We start from the raw sequence: 14,415 nt of genomic DNA on the forward strand, positions 1-14,415 counted from the left end.
TGAGTTACTTACTTCGCAATTCGTTTTCTGAAAATGAAGTAGCTCCAGCCGATATAAACCAGTACAAACGGCAGGATGCAGAGCGCAACGATTGTCATAGCTGTCAGCGTGTAGCTGGTTGAGCTGGCATTCTTGATGAGAATACTGTTGACAGGGTTATTCGCAATCATGACACGTGGGAAGATGCCCTGGAAAAGCAGGGCGACCAAGGCCACGAAAGTTAGACCGGAACTGATGAAAGCGATTATTTCTTTCTTTGCACGCACTGATAGATGCGCAAGGACTGACAGAGCAACGATGACAACAAGCAGGAGCAGAGTCAGAACGGCATGTTCCTTCAGGAAGTCTGTGAACACTGCCAGCAGAATCGCAAAGACGACTTCGCCTGCATAAAGCACAAAGTAGAGAATATTGGCCAGCTTATGCGCATTTTCACGCAGAGGGCCGTCTACTTTCAAAGCAAGATAGTTCAAGCCGTGCAGCCAGCACAGAAGCGCAACGGCTACACCGCCGACGATTGACAATAAGTTGACATAATCAAAGAAGCCGGCTGAAATATTTCCTTTTGCGTCCATCGGCATGCCCTGGATAAAGCTAGTGAACAATAAGCCGAGCATGAACGGTACAAAGAGTGAAGACCAGCCCAAAACCTTTGTCCATAGGTTCTTTTGGCCTTGGGTAATGGCGCGGTGACGGAATTCAAAGGAGACGCCGCGGCAAATCAGGCCGACTAGAATCAGGAAGAGAATGAGGTAATAGCCGGAGAAAAGTGAGGCATACCAGTAAGGGAAAGACGCGAACATGGCCCCGCCCGCAGTCAGCAGCCAGACTTCATTGCCGTCCCAGAAAGGGCCGATGCTGGCCACGCATTGGTCAACTTCGCGCTCGTCTTTGGCGACGAAGAGTGAGGAGATTCCTACGCCGTAGTCGAAACCTTCAAAGAAGAAGAATCCGCTGAATAATACGGCAATGACGATGAACCAGAAAATTTGTAAACCTGACATTAGTCTTTACCTCCTTCACGACTTAATTCTTTTGCTGCAAAGGCGTCTTTGTTGAATGGGTCAATTGACGCATAGGCTGTGTCAATGTTTTCCGCATTCTGCCGCATCAAGTGTACCGTATAGGCAACCATGACTGCACCTAGTCCGCAGAAAAGCAGGAAGTATACGATATTTGTGAAAATCAGTGAGCCGACGGAAACGTTTGGTGAAACGGAATCCTGCATGGTGAAGACGCCGTAAACTGTCCATGGCCAGCGTCCAAGCTCGGTAATCAGCCAGCCGCAGCTCATGGCGATGAAAGGAAAGAACAGAGACCAGCCGTAAACATGAAGCCAGCCGCGGTTCTCAAAGAGCCAGGCTTTCTTTTTGCGTGTCCAGAAGAGTCCGAAGGCCGAAAGCAGAATCATCAGAACGCTGAGTCCCGCCATGACGCGGAAGCCCCAGAACAGTGTGTTCATCGGCGGTACAAAACTTTCGCCGTTGGCTTTGAGTTTTTCTGCTACGTCTGGATGCTCAGCTGCCAGCTGCTTGTCGAGCTCCTGCACACCTTGAATGTCCGGATTGTTTGACGAAGTGTTGTGATAAGTCAAAATTGACAACATGTAAGGGATACGAATGCCGAAAACTTCTTCTTTATCAGCAGTATTGAAGAAGCCGATAAGCTCCCATTCTGCAGGACTTTTTTCATTTTTTGTCACGCCATCCATTGCGGCAAACTTCATCGGCTGTGAATTTTTGACTTCCAGCATCTGCTGGTCTCCGGCACCAATATTCCCGATGCCGCCGATTAGAGCAATGAGCAAGCCTAAACGTAACGTTGACTTAAATAGGTCTACGTTGCGATTCTTCAAAATCTGGAAAGCTGAAACGCCAGCAACAACCATACCGCCCAACAGGAAGAATCCTGTCACGACGTGGCCGAATTCCAGAACGGTCTGCGGATTTGTGAGCAGAGCTCCGAAACTCTGCAGTGTTGCCCGTCCGCCTTCGACTTTGTAACCTTCCGGATTCTGCATGAAGCTGTTGGCCGCAAGAATCCAAAGGCTGGATAAGGTCGAGCCGAACCAGGTCAGGCCGATGACGACAAGATGGAGCTTTTTGCCCAGTCTGTCCCAGCCGAAGAGCCAGATGCCCAGGAAGGTGGATTCCATGAAGAATGCCAGCAGGGCCTCAACTGCGAGCGGTGCGCCGAAGATGTCCCCTACAAAACGGCTGTAGTCCGACCAGTTCATGCCGAACTGGAACTCCTGGATAATACCTGTTACGACACCAACGGCAAAAGATAAGAGCATGATTGAGCCGAAAAACTTGGTGCGTTTTTTCCATTTTTCATCGCCGGTTTTGACGTAGATGATTTCCATGAGAAAAGTCATGAACACCATTCCGACACTTAGCGGCACGAAGAAAAAGTGGAAAATCGTCGTCATTGCAAATTGAAAACGTGCTAAATTAACGATTGTCATAAAACCTCCTTAAAAAATTTTTTCACAAGTTCTTTACACTTTCCCAAGATACTTGTTACGTTACTCTATTATAACTTTTCTTTCACAAATTTACACATCGTAGGAATGTAAAATAGAGCATTTTGCCTCTTTTGTCCTAAAAATCTTGAAATTCTTTTCATAAACAAAAAGACAGGGCAGAAAAAATACATTTTCACTGCATCTGTCTTATAAAATTGATTTTCTCCAGAATTTTTATTAGAAAAATTTCAACAGTTCTTCTACTTTGTCCAATTTTTCCCAAGGCAAATCAATATCTGTTCGGCCGAAATGGCCGTAAGCTGCGGTTTGGGCGTAAATCGGCCGGCGGAGATTGAGCATTTTGATGATGCCGGCCGGGCGCAGATCAAAAACTTGGCGAATGGCTGCCAGCAGCGCTTCGTCACTTACTTTTCCAGTTCCGAAAGTTTCGATATTGATGGATGTGGGATGCGCCATGCCGATTGCATATGATAATTGAACCTGAGCTTTTTCCGCCAGGCCTGCGGCCACAATGTTCTTGGCCACATAGCGAGCTGCATAGGAGGCAGAACGGTCGACTTTCGTGGGGTCTTTGCCTGAAAAGGCGCCTCCGCCGTGCGGTGCATAGCCGCCGTAGGTGTCAACAATGATTTTACGGCCGGTCAGACCTGAGTCGCCCTGAGGACCGCCAATGACGAAACGGCCGGTCGGATTGACGAAAATCTTTGTTTCATCGTCCAGAAGCTCAGCGGGAATGACTGCTTTAATCACTTTCTCAATCACATCACGGCGAATTTCTTCATTCGCTGCAATGGCGGCGTGCTGGGTGGAAATGACAATGGTGTCAATGCGCTGCGCTGTCCCGTTTTCATCGTATTCTACGGTTACTTGAGACTTGGCATCTGGACGCAAGTAGGCAATTTCACCTGATTTGCGCAAATCTGCGAGTTTTTTCACCAGGCGATGCGCCAGTGAAATTGCTAGAGGCATATATTCGGGTGTTTCAGTGCTGGCATAGCCGAACATCATGCCCTGGTCGCCGGCGCCGATTAAATCAAGCGGGTCGATATCCGACTTGCCGCGGACTTCTTCGGCTTCGTTGACGCCTTGGGCAATATCAGGCGATTGCTCAACCAGACTGACATGAACGCCGACTGACTTGTAATCAAAGCCGTTTTCGCTGTCATCATAGCCGATTTTTTTGATGGTCTCACGCACCACGCTGGCAATATCGACGTAAGCGGTTGTTGTGACCTCACCGAACACCTCCACCGTGCCGGTATACACAACGGTTTCGCAGGCGACATGCGCTAGCGGGTCCTGAGCTAAAATGGCATCAAGAATGGCATCAGAAATCTGGTCTGCCACCTTGTCTGGATGTCCTTCAGAGACTGACTCTGAGGTAAATAAACGTTTTTCTTTTGACATTTCTGTCCCCCTATTGGAATAGCATTCGCGCGTTCGGCCATAATTCAGTCTTCATCGCTGAATTCTGCCTCGCGCAGCGTAATAATGCTGTACATGATTGACTTATTGGTTACAAGGCGCCAGCAGCACGATTGCGGCTGTCCTTTCGGGACTCGTAACTTCTCGTAGCTATTGAGCTGTTTCAGCAACACAGATTTCATGATTTTGACTAAATTCTCTTCCGTGAAAAGAGATTCAGCGCAAAATCACAAAAGTCGGGGCGCTAAAGCTGCTCTGGTAATTTTATCACAATTTGACTGACTCGTCCATATAATTTCTTGTCATAGGAAGTCCTTCTCCTGAAGCTCCCTTTGTGAGCAAGAACTGCATGACGTCAATATTTCCCGCTTCAAAGCTGGCGGCGCAGGCTTGAAGATAAAGGTCCCACATGCGGGCAAAAGGTTTTCCCATTTGCTCAACGACTTCGCCGAAGACTTTTTTGTAGTTTTTGTCCCAAACTTCCAGCGTCTTCTGGTAATGGCGGCGCAGCGGCTCCAGGTCGTCCAGCTGCAGGCCGGCAGTCAGGATATGATTGACTTGTTCAGCTACGTTTGGAATGTAGCCGCCGGGGAAAATGTATTTCTCAATGAATGGGTCTACTCCTGCGCCGTAGTGCTGGCCTGTGATGCCGTGAATCAGCGCCCGCCCATGCGGCTTCAGATAATCATATACTTTCTGGAAATACATGCCCAGATTTTCTTTTCCGACGTGCTCAAACATACCGACAGACACGACATAATCAAAATCGCTTTCTTTCAGGTCACGGTAATCCACAAGGTAAACTTTGACTTTATCCTGCAGGCCGAGGTCCTCGGCCTTTTTCCGGACATAATAATACTGTTCGTCTGACAGGGTTACCCCCACACAATTTAGGCCGTATTCCTGGGCAGCTGTGAAAATCATGGTTCCCCAGCCGCAGCCGATGTCCAGCAGGCGTTCGCCGGGTTTTGTGTACAATTTGTCTAAAATATGATGCACTTTGGCCTTTTGGGCTTCTGCCAGCGTCATGTCGTCACGCGCCCAGTAGGCACAGGAATAAGTCATGGTTTCATCCAGCCACTTCTCGTAAAAGTCGTTGCCGATGTCATAGTGGCTGTGAATGTCTTCGCGCGTTTCTTTCTGGCTGTGGCCGTGCATGAGCTTTAAGGCGGCTTTTCCGAATCCTGTCTGGTCGGTCAGAAAGCTGCCGGACTTGCGATAGGCCGAGGCAATCAATTCCTGGATGCTGCCTTCAATCTCAACATCTTCGTGCATGTAAGCTTCGGCCAAAAAAAGCGTCGGTGTACCGGCTAAATCACTGAAAGAGAATTTCTTATTCAGCTTGATTTTCGCTTGAGTTTCACCTTCGCCGTATTTTTCGGTCTTGCCGTCCCAATAAGTGACTTCGACTGGAATGTCGAATGCTTGAGACATTGCTTTGTTTAAAACTGTTTTCTCAAATACCATCTGGTAAATTTCCTTCCTCGTGTTTATTTACTCAGCTTCAATTTTAAACCTGAATTATGAATTTGTCAAAAATTCTGTCGTAATTTTCATCTCAAAATAATGATATTAGAGAATTATTGTTTTCTAATGAAAACGTTTTTGTACATACGGCTGCTAAGTGTGCAAATAGCTGATTTTTTCAAATTTACGCTTGCATTAAAGTGTTTCATAATGTTATTATAGTATAAAGAGTTAGAGCTAATAATTATTTCTTGAATTTTAATCGTTATGTATTTAAGTTATAATTATTCGTTTTTTATGCAAATACTATTTCTTGACTGAGTGCTCGCTGAATGCTGTGTATTCAGAGCAGAGCGCTGATGTCAACGCGTTTCAGAAAGGAATTTGAAAAATGAAAAGAAAACTTTTTAACTTCTTTACTATTCTGTTTATGCTGGTAAACTCGCTGGGATTCTCGGGAACGGCAACAGCTGTTGCGGCCGCAAATCTGGATGCTAGTCAGTTTGTGACATCGGTGTCTGTAACAGCCAGCAACAACGAGGCAATTACTAGCGCCAAAATTTCTGATTCTTCGTCTATTCGTGCGGGTTACAGCTTAAACCTCGGCGACGGCAGTGCGCTTGATTTGTCGCAGCCTTATACGATGGCTCTGCCTAAAGAGCTCAATTATACGACGGAAAAGCCGATTCAGCTGGAGACAAGTGACGGAACCATTATTGGTGCGGTGACAATCAGCAATGGCCTGATTTCAATTCAGTTTGACTCTGAGGTAAAAACGCTGACAAATGTGACGGCGTATTTCTTCTTCTCGTCAAGATTTGACAAGACTCAGCTGGATTATACAAACGGGAACGATTTGATTTTCCCGACTCAGAGTGAGCCGAATCATACGGTACACATCAATTTTTCAAAATCATCCGGAGGTGAATCTTCTGGAACAAGCGCTATTTCGAAAAATGTGAGATACGGCACGCCTGACGCAACAATTGCAAACTGGACTGTGGTTGTCAATCGAAGAGGTGACGCAGTCGCAGACTCCCAATACTATGATGTCATGAAAAACGCGCAGTTTTACGTTCCTGGCTCAATGACGATTACTTATCGAAACTGGCAGCTGCACACGGTTCGCTCAGAGCCTGGTAATCCCGTTATTGTACAGCAAGCTGACGGCTCACAGACTTTCAAGTTGGATTTCGGTTCTTTGACAAGCGCGACGATGGAAGATGATGGTGCCGCTACCTCGGTTCTGATTCATTATCAGACAAAATTATTGTACGTTCCAGATGACAGCCGCTATCCTAACTCAGCTTCCGCCTATGACGGCAGTCAGCTGATTGATTCTGTCAATACTTCAGCCACTTATACAGGTCAAGGCGGCTCTGCAGCGGGCGACCAGATGATTAGCATCAAGGGAAATAAAATCTGGAATGATGACAATAATGCTTTTAATAGTCGTCCGTCAAGCATTAAAGTTGAGCTGCTGCAAAATGGAATTTATATCAAAGAGCAAATCGTCACGCCAGATGCTGCAGGAAACTGGAATTATGACTTCACCAATGTTCCGCGCGACGATGCCTCTGATAATCCTTATGTTTACACTGTTGCGGAACAAGACGTGCCGCTTGGCTACAGCAGTAGTGTTTCCGGCACAAGTATCACAAATACTTATACTGCAAATGAGCTGACTTCTGTTTCTGGTGTGAAGACCTGGGATGACAATGATAATATTGACGGCCTGCGTCCAGCTTCAATTACGGTTCAGCTTCTGGCAAACGGCGAGGCAGTGAATGGACAAAGCAAAATTGTTACGGAAGCCGATAACTGGGAGTATACGTTTACCCAGCTGCCTAAGTATGATGCCAATGGTCAGCTCATCAGCTACACAGTCAGTGAAGAGGCTGTTCCAGGTTATACGACTACAGTTGACGGGATGAATATTACCAACACCCGCACACCGGCGGCACCACCTGTTACGCCTCCAACTTCACCAGCCGACGATGTCATCAGTCTTTCAGGTACCAAAACCTGGAACGATAACAATAACGCTGACGGGCTGCGGCCAGATTCAATTACGGTGAGTCTGCTGGCCGACGGCAAAGCTGTATTGAGCAAAGAGGTGAGTGCTGCAGATAACTGGCAGTATACATTTACCCAACTGCCTAGGTATGATGCAAACGGCCAGCTCATCAACTATTCGGTCGGTGAAGAGGCTGTTCCAGGTTATACGGCCGCTGTTGACGGGATGAATATTACCAACACCCGCACGCCGACTACAACAGCACCGAATGAACCCGCGGTACCGAATAATACACTTCCGTCTCCGCCATCTTCAACGCCGGCACCGGTTTCTCCTTCCAATCCGGATAAGAAGCCAGATAAGTCGACGATGCTGCCGAGCACAAACGACCAATCGACAGATTTCCTGCTTTGGCTTGGAATCGTTCTGGTTTTGTCAGCAATCGCGGAAATTATTCATAAGCCCAGAAAAAATTGATGTTCTATGTAAAAAATAGTGTCGGCAGACAAACCGGCACTATTTTTCTGTTTAATTTTTCACAAAAGCGAAGCAATATCTTTCTTCTCGCCGAAGACACTCTCCCAGTCTGCACTGAAATCATCCACAGCTTTGAGGACTGATGGCATCATCAGCGCCTGAGTGACTATCTCCGGCGCAATCGTAACTGACTGGGCGCCGTTTTCAATCGCTGTATTGACCTGGCCGATGTTTTTGAAGCTGGCAGCTAAAATCTTGGCTGCACTGTGTGTGCGGCTGATTTCTCCGGCCATTTCGGAAATCGCCCGGGCAGGGTCAATGTTCAGATTATCCATGCGGTTGTAGTAGGGGGCAATATAGTCAGCACCTGCAGCAATTGCCAGATAGGCCTGGAAATTGGAGTAAATCGCGGTTGCGGTCACGTTGACTTCTTGTCGCTTTAATTCGCGGATGAGCTTGATACCTGCCTCGGTTACTGGGACCTTGATGAAGACTTCCTTGTCCACTGAGGAAAGAATTGCTTCGGCGTCTGCCATCATGCCTGCGAAATCTTTTGCCACGACCTGAACATGCAGCGAATTGTCAAAACCGATAATTTTGCGGATGGCCTTCAGATGCTCAAAGTAATTGATTTTGCCTTCTTTTTTGATGATTGACGGATTCGTGGTGATTCCGCTGAGGGGCAGCGTCTCTGCGCCTTTTTTGATGGCGTCAAGGTTGGCTGTGTCCAGCATTAGTTCCATGTTTATCTCCTTAAGGTTTTATGATTTGAATAACTGAGTCCTGTCCAATTTCAATCTCCTGCTCTGCTTTGACATGAAGCGTGCCTGGTAAAGTCGCTAGCTCTGCGCCGTCAAATGAGATTGTAATGTGGCCGAGTGTTTTGAGGTTCTGCTCAACGACGGCGCCCACTGCGGTAATTTGAAAGCGTTTGCCGCCTAACATTAGCATATCATTTTTTTCTATGGAATCGCATAGATTTTTATTAGTGATTTTGTAGCAGTATTCTGCCAAATCCGCGGGTGCTTCCAGACCAAATAGAATAATCATATTTGCTTCCTGCAGCAGTGTTGGGGCCTGTGTGCCGACTTGCACAACTTTTGTCTCGAATATTTTTTCTGTCACGCGCTTTCTCTTTCCAATCTGTCCTTTTTTAGTTATTTTGTAAAATGGGCTCTGTTTATTATTGATACAGGCCGAAGCTTGCCAGCCATGCGACAATGACACGCGGTACGCCATTCAGGAAGCGTGAGTAGAGAATCGCTGGGACGCCGACTTCAACTGTTTCAGATTCTGCTTCGGTCAGAGCCAGTCCGACTGGGATGAAGTCGCAGGCATTTTGTGTGTTAATCGCGAATAGGGCTGGGAGTGAAAGCTGCGGCGGAATGTGTCCTTTGCCGATTTCCACACCAATCAGTGTGCCGACAATCTGTGCAATGACGGCTCCTGGGCCTAAGAATGGCGAGAGAAAAGGCAGCGAGCAGACAAATCCTATGATTACCAGTCCTATGATGCTTGAGGCCAGCGGCGCCAGTGTGTGGGCAATCAGGTTTCCCAGACCTGAGCCTAGGATGATGCCTATCAGCATGGCAACAAAGGCCATGAATGGGAGAATCGTGTAAATCATGGTCTGCACGGCATCACGGGCTGCCTGGTTCAGTGTGGCAATCACACGTCCTGCGCCCATACCGATTTTCGCCAGAATATTTCCCTGTTCTGCTTTTTGTTCTGAAATTTTCTTGGTCGTATCATATGTCGGAGCTTTCTTTTCATCAGAGGCCGCTGATTCTACCGCTGTTGCTGTCTCGTCTGCGCTCAATGGCGTAATCTCATCTACTCCAACTGCTGAGACGTAAATGTCTTCTGTGATATATTTTGCCAAAGGCCCTGCCTTACCGGTTGCGACGATATTGATGGTCAGAATGCCTTTCTGCGGATAAATGCCGCAGCGCAGGGTTCCGCCGCAGTCAACGACGGCCACTGCTACCTCGTCGTCCGGAATTGAGGTCTTGAAGCCGTTCACAGCTTCCATGCCGGTCAGTTCTACGATTTTATCAACAATGGCAGGCTTTTGCCCGCCGCCTGTAATGTAGAGGACTTTGTGCTTTTCTTCTGTCGGGATAATGTCCAGCGGTCCTCCGTATCCGCCGTTTCCTTTTACAACATGAATTCCTTTATAATTACTCATTTTCTGCTCCTTATGCTTTCGCTTTTACTTCTTTGCTCAATTTCACGTTCTGCTGCCGGCTGACGAAGGCGACCATGAAGTCGGTCACCCAGCCGCCGATGAAGTTCATCACGATACCGACCAGCATGTAGCGGATTGCCAAGTCCATCTGATTGAGACCGAGTTTCTGGATACCTTGTGCAATGCCCATCCAGACGAAGAGTTCCGCCGGGTTGATGTGCGGGAAGACGCCGTTTGAGGTATGGCAGAATTGTGCTAATGCGGCAAAGTAGCCGGGTTTGTAGTATTCCGGCAGAAATCTGCCCATTGTGAATGAGGCCGGGTTACCCAGCATAAATGCGGCGACAAAGGGCAGGACGAGGTAACGGGTGAAAGGGTTGCTTCCTGCATGTTTGGCCAGTGTTTCAATGCGTTTCGGCCCGATGAGGGCAATCAGTGCATTCATGGCGACCAGAAGCATCAGAACGACGGGGACGATGCCGGTCATCCAGCCCATAAAGGTGTTGCCGCCTTGTTTAAACAGGCCTATGAAGCTTTCGGCGAGTTTTACGATTGTATCCATTTTTCACTCCTTTGGAATAGCTTTTGCGTAAATGCTCGGCCATTCTCTGTTAATGTTGATTATGTTCGGTTTATTGACAAAGCGCTTAACTTTGTCTGTATTTTATTTTATTTTTTAGTTTTCCAAAAGCATAGGAAATGTTGACGCCGAACGGGGTGAGGGCCGAGTAGTGTTCTGGCTCCATTGCGCCGGACAGGAAGCGGACGTAGAGTTCGCGGCCGTTTTCTATGGCGAGGCGTGTGAGTTTCATCTGCTTTTTTACTAGCGGGTGGCTGGGGTTCAGGCTGAGTAGTTCGAGTCCGTTGAACTGCTCGAATTTTTTGAAGCGGGCAAAGACGGAAATTCCCTGCATTTTGATGGCTTCCTGGATTACGCCTTCGTCACTGACTAAAAATAATAGGATGGTTCCGGCGGCTAGGTGTCCGCTTTTCTTTCCGACGACGACTTTTCCTTTTTTTCTGAGCTGCTGAAATGCTCTGTTGAAGGATTTTATCTGTATCATGGAAAAAATGCTTTGAATGATGTAGAGGCCGACAAATAGTATTCCTAACAATATTACTGAAGGCATATGATTTTTCTCCTTTCTTTCATGTGGTTAATTCCTAGACGTTCGTTCATGCTGCGTCCGTCTTCTCCTTGAAATGTGTTGTCGAAGATTTTTATTAGTACATCCTGTGCGTCTTCGTCCAGAATCTCCGGAACGGCAATTAGAATGAAGTCCTTAATCAGCACGCCTTTTTCACTTTTCAGCCGAAAATCTGAGTTTTCAGGAATGACGAGGAAAATTTTCTTCTCTAATTTGTTGATAAAGTGAGGGAAGGCACGTCCTTCAGACGAAATTGACGGATTTGTCTGTTCTTTTTTCAACAGTGAGTACAAAAAGTTTTCGTCGATTAAGCCTGATTTTTTCAACTGGCGAAGAAGATTGAGCAGATTTTCTTCATAACTCTTTTGATTGTCAAAGTGGACGGTCATTATTCGACACTCTTGCTGAATTCTTTTGCCTAGGACTTTTTGCTCAATGCGTTCACGTTCTGCCTGGTTTTCCTGCGTGACTACTGATAGTGAAAACAGCGGCTGGACCGTGCTGTTATCATCAAAAATCAGATTGTCTTCAAAGACTAAATCGTAGTTTTTGTTCATTTCCTGATAGGAGGGATGCGTCATCATGTTGAAAAAGTCAATTTGGACGTCGGAGTTAAAGAAGTTCGCGACTTCTCGTTTTATCAGGCCGTTGAAGGAGATGCCGCCCTGTGTGATGATGGCGATTTTCCTGACGAGTGGCTTGCTCTTCTGGGCAAAAATCAGTTCAATCCAGGTGGACAAAAGTGTGATTTCTGTCGCATCAATGATGAGGTCTAATTTTTCTTCCAGCTGCTCGACGAAGAACTGTGAAACAACGTAGGAGAATGAATTTCTCAGGATTTGCTCTCTCAGGGAAACATCTGTGAAGTGCCATTTCATGCGGCTGCGGTTGACTAGAAAGACAAGATGGTCATTCAGCAAATCGGATATTTCTTTAATCTGGAAGTTCAGGCCGAATTCAACTTCAACTGAAAGTAGAATCTGCTCAGTGAGCTGTTCAATGAATGGGCTTTTGATTTTGACGGGGACAACGCCTAGGTTCAGGGGGAAGGCGATAAAGCATTCTTCATCTTTGTCCAGTTTTCTGCCCAGGTAGTACTCTAGTGCGAGGTAGAGGGAGCTGACGTTTGAATCGCTCTTTCGGCTGGTAATGCCCTGGAGTTCTCCGGCTGCAAAGGGGTGCTCTTTTCTTAGGATTGTCAGCCGGATGACTTGGAGCAAGAGCTTGGCAATGTCCAGCGGCACGCGCTGCGAGCGGATAATCTGCTCGCAGATGATTTCTATTTCTTCGGGCAGGTCATTTTTAGCGTCAATGTAGCTCATTGATTCGTAAAGATATAATAGACGTTTGTTTAGTTCGGAGCCGATGAGCTTTAGGCCCACGCCATGTTTCGACTCAATCATGACGTCGTACTTGGCGGCTAATGTCTTGATTTTGGACAAATCTCGTGTCAATGTGCGACGGCTGATGAGCAGGTCGTCTGCCATCTGGTCAGCGGTGAGGTAGTTTTCGGCCGTCAGAAGTTTTTCGATGATGAGTCCCTGCCTTTTGTGAAAGGAGTTCAGGTCGCTGTTGACTAGCAGCCGCTCAGAAATGACTTCTTCGTATTCGCGCTTTTTGTGGACAACGAGTGAAAGCAGGTTTTCTCGTACATTTATGGTAAAAATGTTTTTGTACGCGTTTAGGCTTTCTTCTACCAGCTTTATTGAGCGTTTGGACAGGCCTAACTTGTTTTCCAGTTCACGATAGGAAAGTTTCTGGTTTGCGCCTAATAGGTACAGTAAATCTCTCTGATGAATGGCTAGACTCATTTATACTCCTTACTTCCTGAGGTTTTAACTGAGTTCAACACACCAGAAGCTAGTAAGCAGATTCTTAGCGCTTTAGCGCTTAGAAGTCGCTTTCCCCACCACTGTGGGGGAAATTACATAAATTTCTACGCTTCTTAACGGGCGTGTTTCACATCTTGTTTTACCCCCTTGTTTTACCTCCTGCAACATTTGTTGTTATGCCTGTGATGTAGCTTGCCCGGTCGGACAGGTAGTAGCAGACCAGGTCGGCAACTTCGCTGAGTTTGCCGCTGCGGCCGAGCGGGATTGTGCTGGTGTTGTCATAGCCTGCCCGGAGCTCTTCGACGGTTTTGCCTCTTGTATAGGCCAGCGCTTCTTCGTAGGGCAGTGTTCTGAGTCCGGTTGCTTCCATGATTCCAGGGGCGACGCCGACGACGCGCACATTGTGCTTGGCGAGTTCTTTTGCCCAGGAGCGGGTGAGTGCGTTCAGGGCGCCTTTGGTTCCAGCATAGATGCTTTGGCCTTCACTGCCTTCCAAGCCGCATTCTGAGCTCATATTGACAATGACACCGGACTCATTTTTGACTAAAATTCTGCCGATTTCCTGTGTCAGGAAGAAGGTTCCTTTTACGTTGATATTGAACATTGTGTCTACGGCTTTTTCGTTCAATTCGTACGGACCGCCGGAGTTTTCCGGGTCGACCAGCAGGCCGGGGAGGTTGATGCCGGCGTTGTTGACCAGACCTTCTATTTTACCAAAATGTTCTAGAGCTTTTGCGACAGATTCCCGGACATTGTCCTGATTCGTGATGTCTGTTTTCACGAAAAACAGGTTTTCATCTCTGTCTTTTGATGCTTGAATGTCAAAATTAGCGACTTTTGCGCCTTGAGCAAGCAGAGCTGTGACGACCGCTTCACCGATGCCTGAGCTTCCGCCTGTTACAACGTAAACTTTGTTTTTGATGTTCAACCAATCTACCATTCCATTTTCTCCTTTTGAATAATGTTCGCGCGAGCGCTCGATTTTTGAAAGCGTTTTGTTTTCTTGCTTACATTTTCATTATATGGAAAATTTTCAGAATGTTAAGGTCATCTTTTTTCAGTGGGTGAGGAAATATTTGTCCAATTCTTTCAAACGCGTATAAAAAAAGAACAGGTCTATCAGTCTTTCTGACCATTTGTGACCTATTCTTTTTTATTTACAGTTATTGATTGACGCGCTAAATCAGTCCGTTTTTCCGGGCGAATTTCTCGACTCTGTATGCGCGCATAATGTTGCTGGCGAGCATGATTGCTAAAATGACAGTGAAAAAGGTTGAGCCTATGTTCATAGACCAGACAAGGAGCTCGCTTTGTATCACGGTGTAGAAAACTAATAAGAAAAATTGTCGCTTCGGCATAATTTCATTATAGCA

General features: G+C 46.8%; 14 protein-coding genes. 1 reads left to right on the forward strand and 13 read right to left on the reverse strand.

From position 1 onward, the window contains the following. Positions 1-8 precede the first annotated feature (8 nt). From cydB to ACYQ2E_RS00720, 5 genes are all read right to left on the reverse strand, one after another. A complete protein-coding gene (cydB, locus tag ACYQ2E_RS00700) occupies positions 9-1,004 on the reverse strand; it encodes a cytochrome d ubiquinol oxidase subunit II (protein ID WP_460016121.1) in 996 nt (331 codons plus the stop codon). Next, on the reverse strand, positions 1,004-2,467 hold the full coding sequence (locus ACYQ2E_RS00705; RefSeq protein WP_460016122.1) for a cytochrome ubiquinol oxidase subunit I: 1,464 nt from the start codon (positions 2,465-2,467) through the stop codon (positions 1,004-1,006). Before ACYQ2E_RS00705 ends, cydB begins: the two co-directional genes overlap by 1 nt. A 237-nt stretch (positions 2,468-2,704) precedes the next feature. Beyond that, positions 2,705-3,895 carry a methionine adenosyltransferase gene (gene metK / locus ACYQ2E_RS00710; protein WP_460016123.1) on the reverse strand — a complete coding sequence of 397 codons (1,191 nt, stop codon included), beginning with the start codon at positions 3,893-3,895 and terminating at the stop codon, positions 2,705-2,707. Between the two features lie 44 nt (positions 3,896-3,939). Beyond that, complete coding sequence (locus ACYQ2E_RS00715) at positions 3,940-4,095, reverse strand: hypothetical protein (RefSeq protein ID WP_460016124.1); 156 nt, start codon at positions 4,093-4,095, stop codon at positions 3,940-3,942. Between the two features lie 85 nt (positions 4,096-4,180). Further along, complete coding sequence (locus tag ACYQ2E_RS00720) at positions 4,181-5,380, reverse strand: class I SAM-dependent methyltransferase (RefSeq protein WP_460016125.1); 1,200 nt, start codon at positions 5,378-5,380, stop codon at positions 4,181-4,183. 391 nt (positions 5,381-5,771) lie between these two features. On the opposite strand from ACYQ2E_RS00720, the gene ACYQ2E_RS00725 reads away from it, so the two are divergent. Continuing rightward, complete coding sequence (locus ACYQ2E_RS00725) at positions 5,772-7,874, forward strand: Cna B-type domain-containing protein (protein WP_460016126.1); 2,103 nt, start codon at positions 5,772-5,774, stop codon at positions 7,872-7,874. Positions 7,875-7,933: 59 nt separating this feature from the next. Here the strand turns inward: ACYQ2E_RS00725 and ACYQ2E_RS00730 are convergent, their stop codons facing one another. From ACYQ2E_RS00730 to ACYQ2E_RS00765, 8 genes are all read right to left on the reverse strand, one after another. Further along, positions 7,934-8,617: a fructose-6-phosphate aldolase gene (locus ACYQ2E_RS00730; RefSeq protein WP_460016127.1), complete on the reverse strand. Its 684-nt coding sequence runs from the start codon at positions 8,615-8,617 to the stop codon at positions 7,934-7,936. Positions 8,618-8,627: 10 nt separating this feature from the next. Continuing rightward, the gene (locus ACYQ2E_RS00735; protein ID WP_460016128.1) at positions 8,628-8,999 is read right to left on the reverse strand and encodes a PTS glucitol/sorbitol transporter subunit IIA; all 372 of its coding nucleotides are present in this window, start codon (positions 8,997-8,999) and stop codon (positions 8,628-8,630) included. Positions 9,000-9,057: 58 nt separating this feature from the next. Next, entirely contained in the window at positions 9,058-10,062 is a 1,005-nt protein-coding gene (gene srlE / locus ACYQ2E_RS00740; protein WP_460016129.1) for a PTS glucitol/sorbitol transporter subunit IIB, read from the reverse strand. Positions 10,063-10,072: 10 nt separating this feature from the next. Beyond that, positions 10,073-10,624, reverse strand: coding sequence for a PTS glucitol/sorbitol transporter subunit IIC (gene srlA, locus ACYQ2E_RS00745; RefSeq protein ID WP_460016130.1), 552 nt, complete (start codon positions 10,622-10,624; stop codon positions 10,073-10,075). An 85-nt stretch (positions 10,625-10,709) separates the two neighbouring features. Continuing rightward, on the reverse strand, positions 10,710-11,192 hold the full coding sequence (locus tag ACYQ2E_RS00750; RefSeq protein WP_460016131.1) for a transcriptional regulator GutM: 483 nt from the start codon (positions 11,190-11,192) through the stop codon (positions 10,710-10,712). Beyond that, entirely contained in the window at positions 11,180-13,021 is a 1,842-nt protein-coding gene (locus ACYQ2E_RS00755; RefSeq protein ID WP_460016132.1) for a BglG family transcription antiterminator, read from the reverse strand. The genes ACYQ2E_RS00750 and ACYQ2E_RS00755 overlap by 13 nt, the downstream gene beginning before the upstream one ends. Positions 13,022-13,181: 160 nt before the next feature. Continuing rightward, complete coding sequence (locus ACYQ2E_RS00760) at positions 13,182-13,982, reverse strand: SDR family oxidoreductase (RefSeq protein WP_460016133.1); 801 nt, start codon at positions 13,980-13,982, stop codon at positions 13,182-13,184. A gap of 238 nt (positions 13,983-14,220) precedes the next feature. Further along, positions 14,221-14,400, reverse strand: a complete 180-nt coding sequence (locus ACYQ2E_RS00765; protein WP_460016134.1) for a hypothetical protein — start codon at positions 14,398-14,400, stop codon at positions 14,221-14,223. Positions 14,401-14,415: the final 15 nt, after the last annotated feature.

It is taken from the genome of Lactovum odontotermitis, from assembly GCF_054658595.1.